Annotated in this window: 18 protein-coding genes; 11 read left to right on the forward strand and 7 right to left on the reverse strand. The window is 61.7% G+C overall.

The annotated features are described in order from the left end of the window. Positions 1-4: 4 nt before the first annotated feature. From LG290_RS10245 to LG290_RS10270, 6 genes are all read right to left on the reverse strand, one after another. Complete coding sequence (locus LG290_RS10245; protein WP_499834749.1) at positions 5-2,011, reverse strand: (Fe-S)-binding protein; 2,007 nt, start codon at positions 2,009-2,011, stop codon at positions 5-7. Positions 2,012-2,100: 89 nt separating this feature from the next. Continuing rightward, positions 2,101-4,173 carry a dimethylglycine demethylation protein DgcA gene (gene dgcA / locus LG290_RS10250; RefSeq protein ID WP_499834751.1) on the reverse strand — a complete coding sequence of 691 codons (2,073 nt, stop codon included), beginning with the start codon at positions 4,171-4,173 and terminating at the stop codon, positions 2,101-2,103. Positions 4,174-4,197: 24 nt separating this feature from the next. Continuing rightward, on the reverse strand, positions 4,198-4,743 hold the full coding sequence (locus LG290_RS10255; protein WP_160419418.1) for a DUF5943 domain-containing protein: 546 nt from the start codon (positions 4,741-4,743) through the stop codon (positions 4,198-4,200). 83 nt (positions 4,744-4,826) lie between these two features. Further along, positions 4,827-5,804 (reverse strand): dipeptidase, encoded by a 978-nt coding sequence (locus tag LG290_RS10260; RefSeq protein ID WP_499834752.1) that lies wholly within the window; start codon positions 5,802-5,804, stop codon positions 4,827-4,829. Positions 5,805-6,071: 267 nt separating this feature from the next. Continuing rightward, positions 6,072-7,202 carry a choline metabolism transcriptional regulator GbdR gene (gbdR, locus tag LG290_RS10265; protein WP_499837083.1) on the reverse strand — a complete coding sequence of 377 codons (1,131 nt, stop codon included), beginning with the start codon at positions 7,200-7,202 and terminating at the stop codon, positions 6,072-6,074. 293 nt (positions 7,203-7,495) lie between these two features. Beyond that, complete coding sequence (locus LG290_RS10270; protein WP_499834753.1) at positions 7,496-8,374, reverse strand: LysR family transcriptional regulator; 879 nt, start codon at positions 8,372-8,374, stop codon at positions 7,496-7,498. Between the two features lie 120 nt (positions 8,375-8,494). Between LG290_RS10270 and LG290_RS10275 the strand changes: the two genes are divergently transcribed. The 6 genes from LG290_RS10275 to LG290_RS10300 all read left to right on the forward strand — a co-directional run bounded on the left by LG290_RS10275 (position 8,495) and on the right by LG290_RS10300 (position 15,525). Continuing rightward, the gene (locus LG290_RS10275; protein ID WP_499834754.1) at positions 8,495-9,934 is read left to right on the forward strand and encodes an aldehyde dehydrogenase family protein; all 1,440 of its coding nucleotides are present in this window, start codon (positions 8,495-8,497) and stop codon (positions 9,932-9,934) included. A 9-nt stretch (positions 9,935-9,943) separates the two neighbouring features. Next, on the forward strand, positions 9,944-10,933 hold the full coding sequence (locus LG290_RS10280; protein WP_499834755.1) for a dipeptidase: 990 nt from the start codon (positions 9,944-9,946) through the stop codon (positions 10,931-10,933). 74 nt (positions 10,934-11,007) lie between these two features. Beyond that, complete coding sequence (locus tag LG290_RS10285; protein ID WP_499834756.1) at positions 11,008-12,585, forward strand: BCCT family transporter; 1,578 nt, start codon at positions 11,008-11,010, stop codon at positions 12,583-12,585. Beyond that, positions 12,578-14,356 (forward strand): hypothetical protein, encoded by a 1,779-nt coding sequence (locus LG290_RS10290; RefSeq protein WP_499834757.1) that lies wholly within the window; start codon positions 12,578-12,580, stop codon positions 14,354-14,356. The genes LG290_RS10285 and LG290_RS10290 overlap by 8 nt, the downstream gene beginning before the upstream one ends. Then, positions 14,353-15,120, forward strand: a complete 768-nt coding sequence (locus LG290_RS10295) for an Ldh family oxidoreductase (protein WP_499834758.1) — start codon at positions 14,353-14,355, stop codon at positions 15,118-15,120. The genes LG290_RS10290 and LG290_RS10295 overlap by 4 nt, the downstream gene beginning before the upstream one ends. A gap of 21 nt (positions 15,121-15,141) precedes the next feature. Beyond that, complete coding sequence (locus LG290_RS10300; protein WP_499834759.1) at positions 15,142-15,525, forward strand: RidA family protein; 384 nt, start codon at positions 15,142-15,144, stop codon at positions 15,523-15,525. On the opposite strand, the gene LG290_RS10305 is transcribed toward LG290_RS10300, so the two are convergent. Further along, entirely contained in the window at positions 15,526-16,578 is a 1,053-nt protein-coding gene (locus LG290_RS10305; protein ID WP_499834760.1) for a substrate-binding domain-containing protein, read from the reverse strand. A 131-nt stretch (positions 16,579-16,709) separates the two neighbouring features. Between LG290_RS10305 and LG290_RS10310 the strand changes: the two genes are divergently transcribed. The 5 genes from LG290_RS10310 to LG290_RS10330 are packed head-to-tail and all read left to right on the forward strand — an operon-like array spanning position 16,710 to position 22,764. Continuing rightward, complete coding sequence (locus LG290_RS10310) at positions 16,710-17,204, forward strand: formate dehydrogenase subunit gamma (protein WP_160419427.1); 495 nt, start codon at positions 16,710-16,712, stop codon at positions 17,202-17,204. Beyond that, positions 17,201-18,757: a formate dehydrogenase beta subunit gene (locus LG290_RS10315; RefSeq protein WP_499834761.1), complete on the forward strand. Its 1,557-nt coding sequence runs from the start codon at positions 17,201-17,203 to the stop codon at positions 18,755-18,757. Before LG290_RS10310 ends, LG290_RS10315 begins: the two co-directional genes overlap by 4 nt. After that, positions 18,754-21,660: a formate dehydrogenase subunit alpha gene (gene fdhF / locus LG290_RS10320; protein WP_499834762.1), complete on the forward strand. Its 2,907-nt coding sequence runs from the start codon at positions 18,754-18,756 to the stop codon at positions 21,658-21,660. Before LG290_RS10315 ends, fdhF begins: the two co-directional genes overlap by 4 nt. Then, entirely contained in the window at positions 21,657-22,496 is an 840-nt protein-coding gene (gene fdhD, locus LG290_RS10325) for a formate dehydrogenase accessory sulfurtransferase FdhD (RefSeq protein ID WP_499834763.1), read from the forward strand. The genes fdhF and fdhD overlap by 4 nt, the downstream gene beginning before the upstream one ends. Before the next feature lie 10 nt (positions 22,497-22,506). Then, positions 22,507-22,764, forward strand: coding sequence for a formate dehydrogenase subunit delta (locus LG290_RS10330; protein ID WP_499834764.1), 258 nt, complete (start codon positions 22,507-22,509; stop codon positions 22,762-22,764). Positions 22,765-22,777: the final 13 nt, after the last annotated feature.

Below are 22,777 nucleotides of genomic sequence, written 5' to 3' on the forward strand. Positions count from 1 at the left end.
TCTCTCACGGGCAGAACTCCTCAACAGCAGGCTGACGTGGCCGGGACTCGGCCGGGGCGGCGGGCCGCTCCACCAAGGCCTCGGCCACAAACTCGGCGATATCACGCACCTCCGCGCTGGCGTCCACTACCCCTTCAAACATAGCGGTGCACTGGGGACAACCCACCGCCACCAGCTCGGCACCGGTCTCCTTGACGTCGTTCATACGCATATCGGGGATCCGCTGCTTGCCGGGGATATCGGTGATGGGGGCCCCGCCGCCGCCGCCACAGCAGCGCGAGCGGGAACCGGAGCGCTCCATCTCGGCCACCTGGATACCCAGCGCTCGGAGCACCCGACGCGGCGCCTCGTATTCGCCGTTATAACGGCCTAGGTAGCAGGGGTCGTGATAGGTGACACTGCCGCCCTTCCAGGGCGAGAAGGTCAGTCGGTCGGTGTCATATAGCTCCGCGATAAAAGTGCTGTGGTGACGCACTTCATAGTCGCCGCCCAGCTCGCCGTACTCGTTGCCCAGCACGTGGAAGCTGTGGGGATCACAGGTGACGATGCGCTGGAAGCGGTACTTGGCCAGGGTGGCAATATTGCGCTTAGCCAGCGACTGGAAGGTGGCCTCGTCACCCAGGCGCCGCGCCACGTCGCCACTGTCACGCTCCTCGTTGCCGAGCACGGCGAAGTCCACCTGGGCAGCGCGCAGTACTTTCACCAACGCCCTGAGTGTGCGCTGATTGCGCATATCGAAGGCGCCGTCACCCAGCCACAGCAGCACCTCGGCCTGCTTGACGTCGGCCATCAGCGGCAGGTCGAGATCCGCCGCCCAGTGCAGCCGTGAGCCGGGATCGAAACCGCCGGGATTGTCGGTGGCGATCAGGTTGCCGAGCACCTCGGCACCCTTGTTGGGCGTATTACCATGCTCCAAGGTCAGGAAACGGCGCATGTCGACGATGGCGTCGACATGCTCGATCATCATCGGGCATTCTTCGACGCAGGCACGGCAGGTGGTGCAGGACCACAGCGTTTCGGCATCCACCAGTGCCTGTCCCTCACGAGCCACGATGGGCCCCTGAGGACTTCCTTGATGTTCGCCGACGGGTTTACCCGGGTAGGGGCTGCCGGCGTAGCCCGCATCGCTACCCCCGGCCATGCCCACTACCATGTCCTGAATCAGCTTCTTGGGATTGAGCGGTTGACCGGCGGCGAAGGCTGGGCAGACCGCCTCGCAACGACCGCACTGCACGCAGGCGTCGAAGCCAAGCAGTTGGTTCCAGGTAAAGTCGGCAGGTTTCTCGACTCCCAGGGGCGCATCGACGTCATCTAGGTTCAGTGCCTTCAGACCGGTCGATCGTCCCTCCCCTCCCGCCTTGGTGGAAAAGCGCTCGGGACGCCGATGGAAGGCCAAGTGCAGGGCGCCAGCGAAGGCGTGCTTCATGGGACCGCCCCAGGTCATGCCGACGATCATCTCGCCCAGGCCCCAGGCCACCACTGCGGCGAGCCCCAGAGCCAGGATCCAGCCACCGCTCCCTTCGAGAAAGCCTTCAGGAAGCAATCCGACCGTGGGCAGCGTGATCAGGAACACACCCAGCGAAAAGGCCATCAGGCTCTTCCACAGGCGATTCCAGGGGCCCTTGGACAGGCGCGCCGGTGGGTTGCGACGGCGCTTGGCGACGAACAGGCTGCCGACGAACATGGTGGCACTGGCTGCCAGCAACACCCAGCCGAGCACGCCCCCCAGTACTTCTGAAGAGCCCATCCCCAGGCCATGTACCAGGATCATCAGCACCGCGGCGGCGACGAAACCGCCGGCGGTGGCCACGTGGGTATTGGATATCACCTTGTCACGGGCCACCACATGGTGAAGATCGACCAGGTAGCGCCGCGGCATGGCCGCCAGCCCCTTGAGAATCGGGACAGACGATGGCCGCCCCTGGCGCCACAGGCGGTTGCGCCGCCAGGCGCCGATCACTGCCAGTGCCAGGGCGGAGAAAATCAGAATTGGCAATAGCGTCTCGAGCATGGTGCTCTCCTCGATGAGGCGCTGTAAGCCTTAAGCTGTAAGTTACTTCACCCCTCTTACAGCTTTCGGCTTACAGCTTACGGCTGGGGTTAAAAGTCCTTGCAGATCCGCAGGGCATCGTAGATCGCCGCATGGGTATTGCGCGGTGCGCTACAGTCGCCCAGCCGGAACAGCAGGAAACCATCCCCATCCTCGCTCAGGCAGGGCTGTGGCTGGATGGCATAGAGCGCTTCCAGGTCCACCTGCCCCCTGTTGCGGGACCGGGGCTTGAGGGCGTAATAGAGTGCCTCGTCGGGACGCACGCCGTTCTCCACCACCACCTGATCGACCACCCGTTCTTCCAGGGCGCCGGTGTACTCGTTCTCGAGCACCGCCACCAGGCCGTCGCCCTCGCGGTAGACCTTGTGCAGCATCAGGTCGGAGGACATGATCACCTCCTTCTCGTAAAGGCTGCGGTAGTAGGTGGGAAAGGTAGTGCCGCCCACCGCGGCGCCGGGCTTGATATCGTCGGTGACGATCTCCACCTTGGCGCCCTTGTCGGCCAGGTAGTCTGCCGCCGAGACGCCGGAGAACTCGCAAAGGGCGTCATAGAGCAGTACGTTCTTACCGGGTGCCACTTTGCCGGAGAGAATATCCCAGGTGCTGACCACCAGGCTCTCCTCGAGATTTTCCGAGTAGCCCCACTCCGGATACTGGCTCAGGAAGGGTTGACCCCCGGTGGCCAGCACCACGATATCCGGGCGCAGGTCCTCGATGGTGGCCTCGTCGGACCGGGTTCCCAGGCGCAGGTCGACCTTGAGCCGCGCCAGCTCCAGCTGGTACCAGCGGGTGATGCCGGCGATCTGGTCGCGTTGGGGGGCCTGGGCGGCGATGGTGATCTGACCACCGAGCTGCTCCTCGGCCTCGAACAGGGTGACGTCGTGGCCGCGCTCGGCCGCCACTCGGGCCGCCTCCATGCCACCAGGACCGCCGCCGACCACCACCACCTTGCGTCGCGGCCCTTCGGACTTCTCGATGATATGCGGCAGGCCCAGGTACTCCCGCGAGGTGGCGGCGTTCTGGATGCACAGCACGTCCAGACCCTGGTACTGGCGGTCGATGCAGTAGTTGGCGCCCACGCACTGCTTGATCTGATCCACCTGGCCCATCTTGATCTTGGCAATCAGGTGAGGGTCGGCGATTTGCGCCCGGGTCATGCCCACCAGGTCCACGTAGCCACCCTCGAGAATACGCTGGGCCTGGTTGGGGTCCTTGATGTTCTGGGCGTGGATTACCGGCACGCCGACCACTTCCTTGATGCCCGCCGCCAGGTGCAGGAAGGGCTCCGGCGGGTAGGACATGTTGGGGATGACGTTGGCCAGCGAGTTGTGGGTGTCGCAGCCGGAGCCGATGACGCCGAAGAAGTCCACCATACCGGTAGCATCATAGTAGGCGGCGATCTGCTTCATATCGTCGTGTGAGAGACCGTCCGGATGGAACTCGTCGCCGCAGATGCGCATGCCCACCACGAAGTCGTCACCCACCTCTGCGCGCACCGCCTTGAGCACTTCCATGCCGAAACGCATGCGATTCTCGAAACTGCCGCCCCACTCATCCTCGCGCTTGTTGACCCGCGGGCTCCAGAACTGGTCGATCAGGTGCTGGTGCACGGCGGAGAGTTCGACCCCGTCGAGCCCGCCCTCCTTCGCCCGGCGCGCGGCCTGGGCAAAGTCACCGATGATGCGCCAGATATCCTCCTCCTCGATGGTCTTGCAGGTGGAGCGGTGCACCGGCTCGCGGATACCGGAGGGCGATACCAGGGTCGACCAGTCGAAACCATCCCAGCGCGAGCGGCGGCCCATGTGGGTAATCTGGATCATGATCTTGCCGCCGTGCTTGTGGACGGCATCGGCGAGGTTCTGGAAGTGCGGGATGATGCGATCGGTGGTGAGATTCACCGAGCTCCACCAACCTTGGGGGCTGTCGATGGAGACCACCGAGGAGCCACCGCAGATTGACAACCCGCAGCCGCCCTTGGCCTTTTCCTCGTAGTACCTGACGTAACGCTCGGTGGTCATGCCGCCGTCGGTGGCATGCACTTCGGCATGGGCGGTACTGACCACCCGGTTGCGGATGGTGAGCTTGCCGATCTCGATCGGTTGGAAGAGTGCGTCGAATGCCATGATTATCTCTCCTGGTACCCGGGGTTAGCGGGCAGTGTCGGTCAGCGGCTTGACGTCGAAGATGCCCACATCGCAGCCGGGCTCGGCGGCACTCTGTGTCTGCTCGGCGACAGTACGCAGTGAACTTCCACGTGCAGCGAGGATCTGGTCCATGGCGCCGGCAAACCAGCCGGTGAACATGTACTCGACCTTGCGACCCACCTTGCCCAGTTGGTAAACGAAGGCGCTGTTTTCTAGCCGCACCCGAGCCGTGCCGGCATCGAGATCGATCTGTTCAGTGATGAAGTGGCCCCAACCGCGCTGGGAGAGACGCGTCATGTAATGCTCGAAGACAGCCTCGCCCTCAAGGCCATGGCATTCGGCCTCCTTCTCGCACCAGTGCCAGGCGCTCTTGTAGCCGGCGTGGTAGAGGATATCGGCGTACTTCTTGGCACCTAGTGCCTCCTCTACGGCCACATGGTTGTTGATAAAGAAGTGTCGCGGCACATACAGCATGGGCAGAGCGTCGGTCGTCCAGACGCCGGTTTCGCTATCCACTTCGATAGGCAGTGCGGGGGCCAGCTTGGTCACGGTAGTTATCCTCTACATCGTTATTCTTGGCTAAGGAGCGGGGCTTTATCCCGTCGCCCCTATCAATCTTTTGGAGCAGGCGTTTAGGCGCCCCAGACATCCTTGAGTACACGCACCCAGTTCTCGCCCATGATCTTGCGTACCTGAGGCTCGCTGAAGCCACGGCGCAACAGGGCTTCGGTCAGGTTGGGGAACTCGCCGATGGTGCGGATGCCTTCGGGGTTGACGATCTTGCCGAAGCGGGTCAGGCGGCGAGCATAGCCCTTGTCATGGGTCAGCCACTCGAAGAAGTCCTGGTCGTGACCCTGGGTAAAGTCGGTGCCGATACCGATGGCATCCTCGCCGACGATGTTCATCACGTACTCGATGGCTTCGCAGTAGTCTTCGATGGTCGAGTCGATGCCTTTCTTGAGAAAAGGCGCGAACATGGTGACGCCGACGAACCCGCCATGGTCGGCGATAAACTTGAGTTCTTCATCGGACTTGTTGCGCGGATGCTCCTTGAGACCGGATGGCAGGCAATGGGAGTAGCAGACCGGCTTCCGGGACTCGAGAATGACCTCCTCAGAAGTCTTGGCACCGACGTGAGAGAGATCGCACATGATGCCGACGCGGTTCATCTCGGCAACGATCTCGCGGCCAAAGCCGGAGAGGCCGCCGTCGCGCTCGTAGCAGCCGGTACCCACCAAATTCTGGGTGTTGTAGCACAGCTGCACGATACCCACGCCGAGCTGCTTGAAGATCTCCACATAGCCGATCTGATCCTCGAAGGCGTGGGCATTCTGGAAACCGTAGATGATGCCGGTCTTGCCCTCTTCTTTAGCGCGAGTGATATCCGCGGTGGTGCGTACCGGGCGCACCAGGTCGCTGCACTCAGCCATCAACTGGTTGGAGGCGACAATATTATCGACCGTGGCCTGAAAGCCTTCCCACACCGAGACTGTGCAGTTGGCCGCGGTAAGACCACCGCGACGCATGTCCTCAAGCAGCTCACGGTTCCATTTGGCGATGATCAGGCCATCGATGACGATGGCATCGTCGTGCAGATCTTGGGGATTCATCGGATATGCTCCAGTTCGGGGGGTTCGGATTGGCATGACGGCAGCATAGCATCGGCCAGGCGCGACCCGACTCTGGAAGCGACGGCGATAATTCCAAAAACGTCATCTCTGTCGCGACTGCGACGCGCGGTCGGGCGTCGCTCAGGGCAATCGCTGCCTGCCTGCGCAGCACGAGCGCACGAAAGTCTCTCTCACGCAAGCGAGAAAGGGTGGCATCGGCAGGAGGTGGGAAACGACTCGCAGCATTTTGGCCGCGAGCCGCCTGCTTCAATGTTTCAGATGAACGCTGGCGTAGGTGGGCTCGCCTCGGGCCTGGTCGAGTGCCATCAGCGCCGCCGAGATCGGCCGCTCCGACACCGGCTGAAACAGGAGGCTGTCGGACAGCTGCTCGGGGGCGAGTGTTTGCGCCCGCAGTGGGCTCATGCCCAGCCGCTCTTCCCGCGGCGGCAGGCCGAAGGTCTCGCGATAGCACTTGGAGAAGTGGGGTGTGGAGACGAAACCGCAGGTGGAGGCCACCTCGATGATCGATATCGAGGTCTGCTTGAGCAGCTGCCGGGCGCGGGTCAACCGCAGCTTGAGGTAGTAGCGCGACGGTGAGCAGAGCAGGTGTTTCTGGAAAAGCCGCTCGAGCTGGCGACGCGACACGTCAACATAGGCCGCCAGTTCCTCGAGCCCGATAGGTTCCTCCAGATTGGCCTCCATGAGCGCCACGATCTCCAGCAGCTTGGGCTGGGTCGTGCCGAGGATATGCTTGAGCGGCACGCGCTGCTGGTCCTGTTCCCCGCGCACACGGTCACAGATGAACATCTCGGAAATCCCCGTCGAGAGTTCGCGGCCATGATCCCGCCCGATCAGCGTGAGCATCATGTCCAGGGGGGCGGCCCCGCCCGAGGCTGTGGCCCTTTCGCGATCGATGGAGAACAGCCGAGTTGTCAGCACCACGCGGGGGAAGAACTCCTGCATGGCGGCCAGGCACTCCCAGTGGGCACTGGTCTCGTAGCCATCCAGGAGCCCCGCCTTGGCCAGCGCCCAGCTGCCCGTGCAGATACCTCCCAGCCGACGGGAGAGGCGTGCCTGGCCCTGCAGCCATATGACATGCTCGCGCTGCACCGCGCGTGCCGGCCCTATCCCGCCACAGACCACCACCATATCCAGCGCCAGCGGCACCGTGATCGCCACATCCGGCGTAACCTTGAGGCCATCGCTGGCGGAGATCGGCTCGCCATCGATGCTCAGGGTGAACCAGCGATAGAGTTCCCGGCCGGCCAGCTGGTTGGCCATGCGCAGCGGCTCGATGGCCGAGGCCAAAGAGAAGAGGGTGAAGTTTTCCAGCAGCAGAAAGCCGATGGCCTGGGGAGCAGCAGCCGGCTTGTGCGGTGCCTGGGAAGTGGGCGTCATAGCGAGACTCCTGTACACAGGTTGTTTTTATGTGCGTATTCGGACGCCGCCGGTATCTGGCTGTCGCGATCAGGCAAGTCCGTTCCGAAAGGTACCATAAGATGTCGTGATCTGGCATGTCACAATTGCCTATCAGCTGGTGGGTCGCCAGTTGATAACGACTATGGCGTCGCATTCAAGGGGGGGTGGATGTCGCTCCCGGGCATGACCGCTGCCCTCGGACGGGCGCCATCAGACAAACTCGCCGCCGAAGACGATGGCCAAGGGGCTATTTCGACGTCCCGGGCCTTTTATTAATGATTAAGCTGGCGCAGAAGATACGCGCACATGGCTTCTGCAGCAGGTGAGAGGCTTCGTTCAGCGCGTTTAAGAAGGCCAATACGGCGCTCCAGATAGGGTGACGTGAGCGGTACGAAGCGTAGGCGCTCATACTCTTCCGGAAACGCCAAGCGAGGCAGTGTGGTAATTCCGACCCCGGCTTCGAGCATGGCGGTGAGCGAAATCATGTTGGAGATGTAGAGTGTGCTGTGCGTCAGTAGCTCAGCCGCTGGAGACCCTTCCAGCAGGCGCGAAGTGCCGTTGCAGATGAGGGGATAGGGTTTGAGCGTATGCCAATGCAGAGCGGTTTGTTGGGCTAGAGGATGATCATCACGGCATACAACCCCGATATCATCATGCAACAGTTTGGTAAAGCTCAGTGTGTCATCAGGCGCCCACAGACTGGTAATTCCAAGTTCAACCTCGCCTTTGAGTACCATCTCGTTGACCCGTTCGGAGTGGCCATCTTGAAGGCTGATACCGATGCCGGGGTAAGATGCCAAAAAGCCGGCCAGTAGCGTAGGCATCAGGCGGCTGGCAACCGAGGGCACGGCGGCAATATCCACGCGCCCTCGCTGCTGGCGGGTAATTGCCAGCGCATCACTGCACACTCGGTCGTGATGGGCAACCAGCTCGCGAAAACGCGGTTCACACCAGTGGCCGAAAGGCGTCAACATGGCTTTGCCATTGCCTTTCTCGAACAGCGGCTGGCCAAGGCGCTCTTCCAGATCACGCACGGCCATGGAAATGGCTGGCTGACTGCGGTGCAGCTGCTTGGCCGCCGCGTGGAAGCCCCCTTCATCGATGATAGCAAGCACGTAGCGCAACGGCGTCAATTTCAGTTCGGGTAGCATGATCCGCTTTATAGTCCGTTTTGAATGGTAAGATTTTCTTATCATATTATCTGAATTATTGATTACTCTTATCTCTATACCTCCTCTAGCATGTCGTCAATGACTTCAAAGGAGGTAATTATGTCATCCCTACACTCGCTCTATATCAACGGCCAATGGGTCGACGGTGAAAGCCACATCACGAATGTCAATCCTTCCGACCTTTCCGATGTGATCGGCGACTACGCCCAGGCAAGCACGGTGCAGGTCGAAGCCGCCATCACCGCTGCCCGCTCGGGCCAGCGGGAATGGGGCAAAAGTGGGCTGGAGCAGCGCTATAGCGTGCTGATGGTGGTTGGCGACGAATTGATGGCGCGCAAGGAAGAGCTTGGACGTCTGCTGTCACGGGAAGAGGGCAAGCCGCTGGCGGAAGGAATCGGCGAAGTGGCCCGTTCGGCACAATTTTTCCACTATTACGCCGCTGAAGTGTTGCGCCAGATTGATGAACGGGTGGATTCAGTGCGCCCCGGTGTTCAAGTGGAAACTCGCCGTGAACCGGTGGGCGTGGTCGGCATTATCAGCCCGTGGAATTTCCCCATGGCGACGGCGGTGTGGAAGATTGCTCCGGCGCTAGCTTTTGGTAATGCGGTGATTTTCAAGCCTGCGAATCTGGTGCCTGCCAGTGCTTGGGCATTGACCGAGATTATCAGTCGTCAGGCCTTACCCGCGGGTACTTTCAACCTGCTGATGGGTAGCGGCGGACGTGTCGGCGAAGCATTAATCACAAGCCCCGCCATCAATGCGCTGACGTTTACCGGCTCGCTGGAAGTTGGGCGTCGTATTGCCGCTGCCACCGCAGGCAATCTGGTCAAATGTCAGCTAGAGATGGGTTCCAAGAATGCGCTGATTGTCGCCGAAGATGCCGACCTGGATCTGGCGGTGGAGGCCGCATTCAACGGCGCGTATTCCAGTACCGGCCAGAAGTGCACCGCCTCCTCACGGTTGATTGTGCATCAGGCAGTACATGATGTGTTTGTTGACAAGTTGAGTGCGCGGCTAGCGAACGCCAAGGTCGGGCCAGCGTTGGAAGAAGGCGTGCAGATCGGCCCGGTGGCCGATGCCCGCCAGCTGGAATCCAACCTGGCCTGGATCGAACGCGCCAAGGCCGATGGGGCTCAGTTGGCCTTCGGTGGCGAACGGGTGAACTGCAGCAGTGACGGATATTTCATGATGCCAGCCCTGTTCACTGATACCACCAACGAGATGGCCATCAACCGCGAAGAAGTCTTCGGCCCGATTGCCTGCGTGATCAAAGTGACCAATATGGACGAAGCGATTACCACGTTGAACGACACTAACTTTGGCCTGACGGCAGGCATCATCACCGACTCCCTGGCGCTTTCCAGCCGCTTCAAAGCGGAGGCAGAGACGGGCTGTGTGATGGTCAATCTGCCCACTGCAGGCACTGATTACCATGTACCGTTTGGCGGTCGCAAGGACTCTAGTTTCGGCCCGCGTGAGCAGGGACGCTATGCCCGCGAGTTCTACACTGTCGTGAAGACCTGCTACGTGAAAGCGTAAGGAGTGGGCATGTCCAAGCAGATGCTGACCGTTGATGGGCTGCAGTACTCCCACTGGTCCCGCGAAATTTTTGAACAGATGCGCGAGGGCGGTGTGGATGCCGTCCATGCAACGCTGGTCTATCACGAAACCACCCGTGAGACGCTAACGCGCATTGGCGAATGGAATCGCCGCTTTGAAGCCCATAGCGATCTGATCATGCCGGTGCAGGCACCCAGCGATATTCTGCGTGCCCAGCAGGTGGGCAAGGTGGGCATCTTCTTCGGTGCCCAGAACTGCTCGCCGATCGAAGATGATATCGACATGGTGGCCGTGCTGCGCCAGTTGGGGCTTCTGATCATGCAGCTCACCTACAACAATCAGAGCCTGTTGGCGTGCGGCTGTTACGAAAGCGAAGACAGTGGTATTACCCGGTTTGGCCGCCAGGTGATACGCGAGATGAACCGGGTCGGCATGGTGATCGATATGTCCCACAGCAGCGAGCGCTCCACCTTGGAGGCCATCGAGCTTTCCGAGCGCCCGGTGATTATTTCCCATGCTAACCCGAGCTTCTTCCACGCGGCCAAGCGCAACAAGTCTGACAAGGCGCTCAAGGCGATTGCGGAAAATGACGGCTTGCTGGGTTTTTCGGCCTACCCTTTCCACCTCAAGAATGGCCCTGACTGCACGCTGGAAGACTATTGCAACATGATTGCTCGCACCGTTGACCTGATGGGTATCGAACATGTCGGGCTGGGCACGGATCTTTGCCAGAACCAGCCAACATCGGTGCTGGATTGGATGCGCAACGGTCGCTGGTCGAAAGAGATGGATTACGGTGAAGGCAGCGCCAGCAATGCTGGCTGGCCACAGCCGCTTGCCTGGCTGCGCGATAGCCGTGACTTCCCCAATCTGATTGAAGGGCTACGCAACAAGGGGTTTGGTGAAGAGGAGATCGCTCGCATCATGGGGCGCAACTGGCTTGCCCTGCTAGAGCGCACGACCACGCCCATGGTGTGACGATAACGGTTGACCACCACCGGGTATCACCACAAGCCTTCTACCACTACAACAATCAATAACGAGGTTTCCCCATGAACTCATCCCAAGATAAAGCCCCTGCTTCAGGGCTCGGAAAGTTCGGCGACCCGGTTGTGCTCGGGCTCAGCGGCGGTTTTGTTATCCTTTTTGTGCTGCTCTCCTTGGTAAATATAGAGGGCGTCGAAGGGGCTATTTCCGTCGGATTTGCCTGGACCGCCGCAGTACTTGGCTCCTATTTTCAGCTGCTGTTGCTGCTGACATTCTTTATCGCCATTGGCTTGGCGATTTCACCGGCAGCCAGCGCCAAAGTGGGCGGGCTGGAGTCGCCGGAGCTGAGTACCTTTAAATGGCTATCGATCATCATGTGTACCCTGCTGGCCGGCGGCGGCGTGTTCTTCGCCGCGGGGGAGCCGGTGTACCACTTTGTGGTCACACCGCCCGCGTTCGATAGCGAGGCGGGCACGGTGGAAGCAATTGCCGGTGCGCTGGCGCAGTCGTTTATGCACTGGGGCTTTCTGGCCTGGGCGGTACTCGGCTCGCTCACCGCTATCGTGCTGGCTTACTGGCACTACGACCGCGGCCTACCGTTACAGCCGCGTACCCTGCTCTACCCGGTGCTGGGCGAGCGCTTAATGCGTAGCTGGTTGGGTGGCGTAGTCGATGCCTGCTGCGTCATTGCCGTGGTGGCCGGCACTGTCGGGCCGATTGGCTTTCTGGCCACGCAGGTGAGCTTCGGCCTGCATGAACTGTTTGGCTTGAGTTCAGGTTATGCCACTCAGTTGGTGATCCTGGTGGTGCTGGGTGCACTTTATGTGACCTCGGCGGCTACCGGCATTCATCGTGGTATTCAACTACTCAGTCGTATCAACGTGTTTCTGGCGCTGGCCATCGCCGCGGTGATTTTTATCTTCGGTCCTACGCTGTTCCTCACCAATGCCTATCTGCAGGGCTTCGGCGAGTACATCAGCTCGTTTTTCACCATGGCGACCATGACTTCGGAGACCGCGCCGGACTGGTGGATGCAGTGGTGGACGGTATTTTTCTTTGCCTGGTTCATCGGTTACGGCCCGCTGATGGCGATTTTTGTGGCGCGTATCTCGCGTGGCCGCACTATCCGCCAGATGATTCTCGCGGTGGCCGTGATGGCGCCCATCGCCACCACCGTCTGGTTTACGCTGCTAGGCGGTGCCGGTATTCATTACCAGCTGACCGGTGTGATCGACTTGGCTGAGGCGCTCAATAACTTCCAGTTCGATGTGGCGACGCTGACCGTTGCGCAGGCACTGCCGGGTGGCACGCTGATGGCGCTGGCCATCCTGCTGTTGACCACCATCTTTGTGGCCACCACCGGTGACTCCATGAGCTACGCGATTGCCGTGGTGTGCACTGGGCACGATCGGCCGCACACCGCCGTGCGTATTTTCTGGGGCATCACCATGTCGCTAATGGCGGCCATTCTGCTCTACATGGGGGCGGGACAGATCAGCGTACTGCAGCAATTTATCGTAATTACTGCGATTCCGGTTTCTCTGGTGCTGCTGCCATCGCTGTGGCTGGGGCCACAGGCGGCTTACGCCATGGCGCGTGAGCAAGGTTTGACCACACGCAAGAAGGTGATGACACATGAGTAACCGCGAATGGGCGCCGGCGCCTTTGAATCTGCGCCCCGCTGACGAGGTGATGCGTCTCGAGCGCTTGGGCAGCCTGCATGCATGCCGCTTGAGTTTTGTCCGCACCTTGATGCGCCAGATGGGGCGTCAGCGTTGGCAGGTGAGCCGGGTACGTTTCGACCTCGACGATAACGGCTATGGTACGGCGATATATCGTTTGCAAACGCCTTACGGCCGTTACCACGGGGTCATGTTTGCCCAGGCGCTAGATGACGAATGCCGCTCCGACCGAGTGATTGCCGAGGCCTGGGATATCACCTTCGGCCTGGTGGAAGGCGACGTGGACGACAGCCTGCTGGCGCAGATGGCAGCCAACGTGCCGCTTCAGGAGGCGGGTCGCCAGCATTCACAGGTATTGGTGCTTTCCCGTGCCAACAAAAGCCTGCGCAACTTTGCCCACTTTGTGGAAGCGCTAGCCAACGGCAAGCAGCCGGACCCGCAGTGGCTGACACGGGTCGGTTACCTATACCGCACCACGGCTGTCTACGGTAACGGAAAGTTTGGCATTGCCGACTTCGCCCGCCTGTATGACAACCCGGATTTCCGCCGCCCCTTCTCGGCGCAGATGGCCGGTGTCTATCTGCTGCGCCACTTCTCCATTGAGCAGGTGGAGCATTTGGCCCGCTGCCAATCGCCTGAAACCGCCTGCGAGCTTGCCACCGAGCTGCGCCGCTACTTGGGTATCGGTAATTCGACGGGGCTGGGCATGGCGCCGTTTCTGATCAATCATCCGCAGCTAATTGCCCAGTGGGTGACCCAGCGTGAAACGGCGTTGGCGCTGGCCCAGCGCCAGGCACCCAGCGAAGCAGAGCGTGCGCGACTGATGGCACTTACCCGGCGTGCCCAGCAGCATTTAGCGGAAACCGTGACGGAAGATGTCGAGCAAAGCGAGCGCAACGCGGCAACGGTCGCCGCTCTGCCGGATGTGCTGAACTGGTTGGAGAGCGTGCCGCTGGATGATGATCTCTGGGCACAGCTGGTGGCGTGGAGCGAGCGCACCCTGTCGCTGGAAACTCAGGAGCTCATTAACACGCTGCTGCTCGAGCTCTATCCCGAGCAAGTTGATCCCTTGGAAGAACAGATGGGGGTGAATGAAAATCTTGATCTTGAGCCGGATATGCCGCTGATGCGCCTGCGCCAGCTGATCGAGACCCACTACGGCTGGGCGCTGGCCCACGATTATGAAAGCCTTGATGGGGCTTACTGGTTCTGGTACCGCTCGGCAGAAAAGGAAGAACCACGCCTAGGGGTGCGACACGAAGAGCCGGGTGCTGAAAAAGAGATGCCTATTGCCATCGGACCGCGTGTAGCTCATAGCCATGCCGCTATCTGCGCGTTTCTGGAGGCGTCACCGCGAGCCAAAGTAGTCGATTTTTTGCTTGCCAAGCCTCGCCATAAAGAGATTATTCGCCGCGTACAGACGTTGGTAAAAGCTCCGTACGGGGATATCCACGCCAATTTATGGCAACGCGACATGAAGCCGATGCACCTGCTGCGCGCCAAGCTGGCCTTTTTCGGTGCCAGTCGCTTCGATCCGAAGTCGGACCGTTGGGTGCGTATCACCCTGTTTCAGGGGGCACCGTTGGTGGAAGAACTCAACGCCGAACCGAAAGACCTCAGCCACTTCGACGACTGGAGCTTCCCGCTGCAGCCACAGTACATACAAGGTGCCGTGCAGCCTGCCGAACGGTCGCCGCAACATGAAGCTGCTCGTGGAGAAATGTCGCCATGAAAGTCTCTTTTAATGAGCTGCAAGGGCTATGCCGAAAAGCCTTTACCGGGATTGGGTTTGAAGAGGGTGACGCTGCCGATGCCGCTGATATGGTGGCCTGGATGCAGTGCCACGGTTTCAATGCGGTGGATCAGCTCAACCGCGGGCTGGATTACCTGCTAGAGGAAGACCCTGAGGCGCTGCCCAAGGTAATTTATCAGGATGGGGATTTGGCGGTGTTGGATGGCCATGGCCAGAGCGTGCTGCGCAGTATCAGCCTGGCGACCGAGCTAGGATTTGCGAAAGCGCGGGCACGCGGGCTTTCCGTGGTCAAGATTCGACGCTGTCACAACCGTCAGCTGATCATGGGCTATCTGTCGCGCTTGGCCGGGCGCGGCATCAACATTACCGCCTTCTGGCGCAACGCCCAGGAACCTTTAACCGAACAGGTGGTGGGTTTTCGGGCGGGCCATACCACGCCGGAAGTGCGCATCTACTCGGTGCGTGATGTGCCCGAAGAGAACGAACCCAACGACGGTATCACCCTGGTGATGGCCAACCATGTGGAGTTGCTGCCGTCTCTAGGGGCGGATCATGATCTCGACCTGCTGGCCCACCACTCGGAATCCGCGCTGATGGCCTGCCGCGAGCGCATGTTGAAAGAAGGCATCGAGGTAGACGACGCCATCTGGGCACGCCTAAAAACCCTGGCCCATCGCATACTGGTGGAATCTTCTGACGCCTCCCGAGGCGGCGCTGGTGCGGGTGTCAACGACAATGACTGATGGATTAATGAGGGCATCGTAATGATTCAACCGGTAAAGACCGAGCTGTACGCCGCTAAGGCACCACTGGAGTGGGCTGTGATCGGTAATGGCATCCTGTTCACCGCACAGATCCCAATCGGCGCCAATGGCGCCGTGGTAGACGGTGGTATCGAAGCACAAACCCGCCAGACACTGGATAATCTGCAGCATACCTTGGAAAGCGCGGGTGCCAGCATGCAGCAACTGACCCAGGTGTTGATCTACGTGACTCAACGCGAGGATTTGGCCACGGTCAACCAAGTGTATGCAGACTATGTAACAGCGCCTTACCCCAATCGCGCCGCCATTATCGTTACCGGGTTTGCGCGAGAAGAGATGCGGGTAGAAATGGTGGCGTATGCTGCCGTCGACGGTGCCGTTTAGCTATAAAGCATCAACATGCATTATTACTCCGCATCGGTGAGGACTATACCCTGGGAGGCCCTCAACCGCCTTTTGAAATAACGTATCACGCAGCAACGCCAGGATGGCGATCAAATTCGGCTCAGCCAGGCTACGCTGGTGACAAATAAACAGGTAGTCCTCCATTGCCAAGGGAACGAAGTCGAGACCGAAGCGTTGTGCCGCCGCTTCCACCCCGAAGCCCGCATCGGCCATGCCGGCGGCTACATAGGCGGCTACCGCCGAGTGGGTGTACTCCTCCGTTTCATAGCCGTGGATATGCGACGCCGGAATATCCGCCTCCGCCAGCAGGCTATCGAACAGCGCCCGTGTGCCGGAAGCCTCCTGGCGATTTATAAAGCGCACCGTCCTGTCTGCCAGTGCCTTCACCCCGCTGATTCCCCTAGGGTTACCCAGCGCTACCATCAACCCTTGGCGACGGGAAATGAACCCGATCGCCCGGTGGCTGCGCCGCTTAAGCAGGTCGCGATAGTTGCGGCTCACCGCTTTGCCCACCTCTCCCCGAGGCAGGTGGAAGCCGGCCAGATCGCAGGCGCCGCGATTGAGTGCCGCCAAGGCCTCTCGGGGGCTGCAGTACTGCAGGTCGAGGCGCAGCCCCCGAAGATGCTTAGGCAGTAGCTCCACGGCGAAACCGTGGCTGGCATGCAGGCGCAGCACCGGCTGCATGCCCTTCAGCTGCTGCTCGATGGCCAGATTGAGCTCCGAGCCTAGGCTCTCCAGCTGAGGGCCCAGCCGGGCGTTCACCCGCTGCTCGGCCCACAGCAGCTTCTCGCCCAGCGGTGAGAGTCGCGCTCCTCGCCCACGCTCGAGCTCGACCAGGGCGATGCCGAAGAACTCCCCCCACCTCTTGAGCAGGTTCCAGGCGTGTCGATAGGAGATGCCCACGTCCTCGGCGGCCCGGGTCAGCTTGCCATGGCGATGCACCGCCTCGAGCAGCAGGAACAGCGCCGGGGCGATCTGGTTGCCTACCTCATCGCTGAAGCTCCAGGCGGGTGTGATCATGATTCGCTTCATAGGAACAAAGTTTCATATTTTGTGATTTCAGAGCCTATGCTAGCTTTGATCTTTAGCGTAGCGCACGCATTTTTTTAAATATGTAATCGCGTGCATATATAAGCAGAGCCAACAAGAACCGGGGAAGCGCGATGAGAGAATCTCGAGAGTGGACGCCGCAGTCGATCCAGACCGAGATCGACGCCTTAAAGCACAAGCCGGGGGCTCTGCTTCCCATCCTGCATGCCATCCAGGATCGCTTCGGCTTCGTCCCCGAGGGGGCGGTGCCGATCATCGCCGAATCGCTGGGCCAGACCCGTACCGAGGTGCACGGGGTGATCAGTTTTTATCACCACTTTCGCACCTCACCGCCGGGGCGCCATGTGCTCCAGGTCTGCCGTGCCGAAGCCTGCCAGTCGGTGGGCGGCCGCGCTTTGGAGGCCCATGCCAAGGCGCGCCTCGGCATCGACTATCACCAGACCACCACGGATCGGGAGATCACCCTGGAGGCCGTCTACTGCCTGGGCAACTGCGCCTGCGGCCCCTCGATTCGCGTCGGCAACGAGGTATGGGGGCGGGTTACGCCCACCGCCTTCGACGCTCTGGTCGACGAGCTATGCACCCAACCCTTGGAGGTGATCGGATGAGCTTTCGCGTCTTCGTACCCCGCGATACTACCGCCCTCTCCCTGGGTGCCGACGCCGTCGCCGCTCGTCTCGAACGCGAGGCCGCTACCCGCGGCCTCGAGATGACCGTGGTGCGCAATGGCTCTCGTGGTGCCGCCTGGCTCGAGCCCCTGGTCGAGGTCGAGACCGTCAACGGTCGCGTTGCCTACGGCCCCGTCACTCCCAGCGACGTCCCGGCCCTGCTCGACAGCGGCCTGCTCGAAGGCAACGTCAGCCACCCGCTGGCGCGGGGCCTCACGGAAGAGATAGGCTATTTCGCCCGTCAGCAGCGCCTGACCTTTGCACGTATCGGCATTACCGACCCGCTTTCGATTGACGACTACTTGGCCCACGACGGCTTCCGCGGCCTGGAGACGGCGCTCGCCCGCGAGCCCCAGGACATCGTCGAAGAGGTCAAGGCCTCGGGGCTTCGCGGCCGCGGAGGCGCGGCCTTCCCCACCGGCATCAAGTGGCAGACGGTTCTCGACACCCCGGCTAACCAGAAGTACATCGTCTGCAACGCCGACGAGGGCGATTCCGGTACCTTCGCCGACCGCCTGGCGATGGAATGCGACCCCTATATGCTGATCGAGGGCATGACCATCGCCGGGCTTGCTGTCGAGGCGACCCAGGGCTATATCTACCTGCGTTCGGAATACCCGCTGGCCAAACAGATTCTTGACGAGGCGATTGCCCGCGCCGAACAGGCCGGCTACCTGGGTGACAAGCTTTGCGGCAGCGACCGTGCCTTCCACCTGGAAGTACGCCTCGGTGCCGGGGCCTATATCTGTGGCGAGGAAACTTCGCTACTCGAAAGCCTGGAAGGCAAGCGCGGCATGGTGCGCTTCAAGCCCCCCCTGCCCGCCATTGAGGGGCTGTTTGGCCTTCCCACGGTGGTCAACAACGTCCTGTCGCTGGCCGCCGTGCCGTTTATCCTCTCCGAGGGCGCCGAAGCCTACGCCTCCCATGGCATGGGCCGCTCCCGGGGCACCCTGGCGCTGCAACTGGCGGGCAACGTTCAGCGCGGTGGCCTGGTGGAGCTGGCCTTCGGCACCACCCTGCGCACCCTGATGGAAGAGTTCGGCGGCGGCACTGCCAGCGGCCGGCCGCTGCGCGCTGTGCAGGTGGGCGGTCCGCTGTGTGCCTACCTGCCCGAGAGCCAGTGGGATATGCCATTGGACTACGAAACCTTCGCCGACGTCGGTGCGGGCGTCGGCCACGGTGGCGTGGTGATGTTCGACGAGAGTGTGGACATGGCCGAACAAGCCCGTTTCTCAATGGAGTTCTGCAAGGTGGAATCCTGCGGCAAGTGCACGCCCTGCCGTATTGGCTCGACCCGCGGCGTGGAGGTGATCGACCGCATCCGCGCCAACCAACATCGCGAGGCCAATCTCGCCCTGCTCCATGACCTCTGCGAAACGATGGTGGATGGCTCGCTCTGCGCCATGGGTGGCATGACCCCCTTCCCAGTGCAAAGCGCGCTCAAATATTTCCCCGATGACTTCCAGCGGACGGCGGACGGAGACAGATCATGATTGAACATTTCGATCCCAAGCAGCATTCCAGAAACGCCGAGTACGCCAAAGATCTCGGCACGCCCTTCCCGACCCAGGCCGTAGGCGCAGTCTCGGTTAGCCTTGAAATCGATGGGGTGGCGATCACGGTGCCTGAGGGCACCTCGGTGCTGCGTGCCGCGGCCCTGGTCGACATCAATATTCCCAAGCTGTGCGCCACCGACAGTCTGGAGCCCTTCGGTTCCTGCCGGCTGTGCGCCGTCCAGGTGGCAGGCAAACGCGGCTACCCAGCCGCCTGCACCACGTCGGTGGCCGAGGGCATGCAGGTCACCACTCAGAACGAGCGGCTGGCCAAGCTGCGCCGCAACGTCATGGAGCTGTACATCTCCGATCACCCCCTGGACTGCCTGACCTGCCCCGCCAACGGCGACTGCGAACTGCAGGACATGGCCGGTAGCGTGGGGCTACGCGAAGTGCGCTACGGGTTCGAGGGCGAGAACCACCTGCAGGCCACCATAGACGAGTCCAACCCCTACTTCAGCTTTGACCCCAGCAAGTGCATCGTCTGCTCGCGCTGCGTGCGCGCCTGCGAGGAAGTCCAAGGCACCTTTGCCCTGACCATCGACGGGCGGGGGTTCGAATCCAAAGTCTCGGCGGGACAGGCGGATGCGTTCATGGACTCGGACTGCGTCTCCTGCGGCGCCTGCGTCCAGGCCTGCCCCACGGCCACGCTGATGGAGAAGAGCGTCATTGATCACGGCGTGCCCGAGCACAGTGTTGTCACCACCTGCGCTTACTGCGGCGTGGGCTGCTCGTTCGAAGCCCAGATGAAGGGCGACCAGCTGGTGCGCATGGTGCCTTACAAGGGCGGCGACGCCAACCACGGCCACTCCTGCGTCAAGGGGCGCTTTGCCTTTGGCTACGCCACCCACCCGGATCGTCTGACGACGCCGATGATCCGCGAGACCATCGACCAGCCTTGGCGCGAGGCAAGCTGGGAAGAAGCCATCGGCTTTGCTGCCTCCCGTTTGACGGCAATTCAGGCAGAACACGGCCGCGAAAGCATCGGAGGCATCACCTCCTCGCGCTGCACCAACGAAGAGACCTATCTGGTGCAGAAACTGATTCGCGCTGCCTTCGGCAATAACAACACCGATACCTGTGCGCGGGTCTGCCACTCGCCCACCGGCTATGGCCTGAAGACCACACTCGGCGAGTCGGCGGGCACTCAGACCTTCGACTCGGTCATGAAAGCCGACGCGATTATCGTGATTGGTGCCAACCCCACCGACGCCCACCCGGTGTTCGGTTCGCTGATGCGCAAACGGCTGCGTCAAGGCGCGAAGCTGATCGTCGCCGACCCGCGGCACATCGACCTGCTCAAGACTCCCCACCTACGCGACGCCCAGCATCTGCCGCTGCGCCCTGGCACCAACGTGGCGCTGATCAATGCCCTGGGGCACGTCGTAGTGACGGAAGGTCTCGAAGACAAGGCGTTCGTCGCCAAGCGCTGCGATGCCGGTGCCTATCAGAGCTGGCGTGAGTTTATCGCCGACCCGCGCCACTCCCCCGAGGCCAGCGAGGCGATCACCGGCGTATCCGCCGAGGCCGTGCGCTGCGCCGCACGCACTTACGCCACGGCCGGCAACGGTGCCATCTACTACGGTTTGGGCGTCACCGAGCACAGCCAGGGTTCCACCATGGTAATGGGAATCGCCAACCTGGCCATGGCCACCGGCAATATCGGCCGCGAGGGCGTGGGGGTGAATCCGCTACGCGGCCAGAACAATGTCCAGGGCGCCTGCGACATGGGTTCCTTCCCCCACGAACTGCCCGGCTACCAGCACGTTGCCGACCCGGTGGCTCGAGGCCGCTTCGAGGCCGCCTGGGGGGTGACGCTTGACGACGAGCCGGGGCTGCGCATCCCCAACATGTTCGACGCCGCCCTCGAGGGCAGCTTCAAGGCGCTTTACGTGCAGGGCGAGGACATCGCCCAATCCGATCCCAACACCCAGCACGTCGAGGCCGCGCTGCGTTCGCTGGACTGCCTGATCGTCCAGGACATCTTCCTCAACGAGACCGCCAAGTATGCCCACGTGCTGCTGCCGGGTTCGTCTTTCCTGGAGAAGGACGGCACCTTCACCAACGCCGAGCGGCGCATTAACCGGGTGCGCAAGGTAATGCCGCCGGTTGCCGGCAAGCAAGACTGGGAAGTGACCCAGGACCTGGCCAATGCGCTGGGCTACCCGATGAACTACGCCCATCCGTCCGAGATCATGGACGAGATCGCCGGGCTGACGCCGAGTTTCGCCGGGGTCAGCTACGCCAAGCTCGAGGAACAGGGCAGCCTGCAGTGGCCCTGCAACGCCGAATACCCGCTGGGCATGCCGACCTTGCACGAGGTCGACTTCCCCATTGGGCTGGGCCGCTTTGCGATTACCGAGTATGTGGCTACCGAAGAGCGTGCCAACCGCCGCTTCCCGCTGTTGCTGACCACCGGACGTATTCTCAGCCAGTACAATGTCGGTGCCCAGACGCGGCGTACCGACAACCAGCGCTGGCACGACGAGGATGTGTTGGAGCTGCACCCCTCCGACGCCGAGCTGCGCGGTGTCCGCGATGGTGATTGGCTAGGCATCACCAGCCGCGCTGGGCAAACGGTGCTGCGCGCCCGGCTTAGCGAGCGCATGCAGCCAGGGGTGGTCTACACCACCTTCCACCACCCGGGCAGCGGTGCCAACGTGATCACCACCGATAACTCCGACTGGGCTACCAACTGTCCCGAATACAAGGTCACCGCAGTGCAGGTGGAAAAGGTCAGCCAGCCCTCCGCCTGGCAACAACGCTTCGATGCGTTCGACCAGGCGCAGCGCGGCCACCTGACCGGCGCTCGGGAGACGTCGGGCAAGGCAGCCACTCCATGAAACGGCACCCCGGCACCTATGGGCCGGCGATGGAACACCACCCGGTGGAAATACGCCGTGGCAGCTCCGGCTGGCATGGCGATGGCGACGATGATGTCCTGGCCAGAGAGGTGCCGGTAGCCATGGTCTACAACGGCATTTCTCATGCGGTGATGATGGCCACGCCCCAGGATCTGGAGGACTTCGCCCTGGGCTTCAGCCTCTCCGAGGGCATCCTGGCGCATCACCACGAGTGCTACGACTTGGAGGTGCTGGAAGAGCCCCAAGGCCTGACGATACATCTACGCATCGCCAGCCAGCGGCTGGCGGCGCTCAAGGCCCGACGCCGCAACCTAACCGGACGTACCGGCTGCGGGCTGTGCGGCACCGAAGCCTTGGAACAGGCGATTCGCCCGATCCCCCGGGTCATGGCGCCGGTCTTGGGAGATGACGCCATCCAGCGAGCCCTGGCGAACCTGGCCGAGCACCAGGCTCTCCAGGCTCTCACAGGCGCCTGCCACGGCGCCGCCTGGTGCGATGGCCAAGGACGCATTCAACTGGTGCGCGAGGATGTGGGACGCCATAACGCCCTGGACAAGCTGATCGGCGCTCTGGCCTGCCGCGGCGGTCCTCCGCCGGACGGCTTCGCCCTAGTCTCCAGCCGTGCCAGTTACGAGATGGTACACAAGAGCGCCAGCGCTGGCATTGGTGCCCTGGTGGCTGTTTCGGCGGCCACGGCGTTGGCTGTGGAACAGGCCCGGGCAGCCGATCTGTTGCTGGTGGGCTTCGCCCGCCCGGGACGCCACCTGATCTATCATCGCCCTACCGCTTCCACGGCGGCCCGGGCCCATTTCTGAGGAGTCGAATATGTCACTGCACCACGACGCGCATCTAGTACGCATGGTCAACCAGATCGCCGCCAACCTGAAAGGCGGCCGGGACGACGCCCAGGCCGTGGCAGACATCTGCCATCACTTGGAAACCTTCTGGGCCCGGCCGATGAAGCAGAGTCTGATCGCCTATTCGGAGCGTGAAGAGGTCGAGCTGGCACCCTTGGCACGACGTGCCATACAACAGCTCAGCGAACGTCAGATAGCGCAGAAGATCCAGGCCGATAAGGTCTAAAACCATGGATTAT

It is taken from the genome of Halomonas sediminis (assembly GCF_044871105.1).
GTDB lineage: Bacteria > Pseudomonadota > Gammaproteobacteria > Pseudomonadales > Halomonadaceae > Vreelandella > Vreelandella zhuhanensis.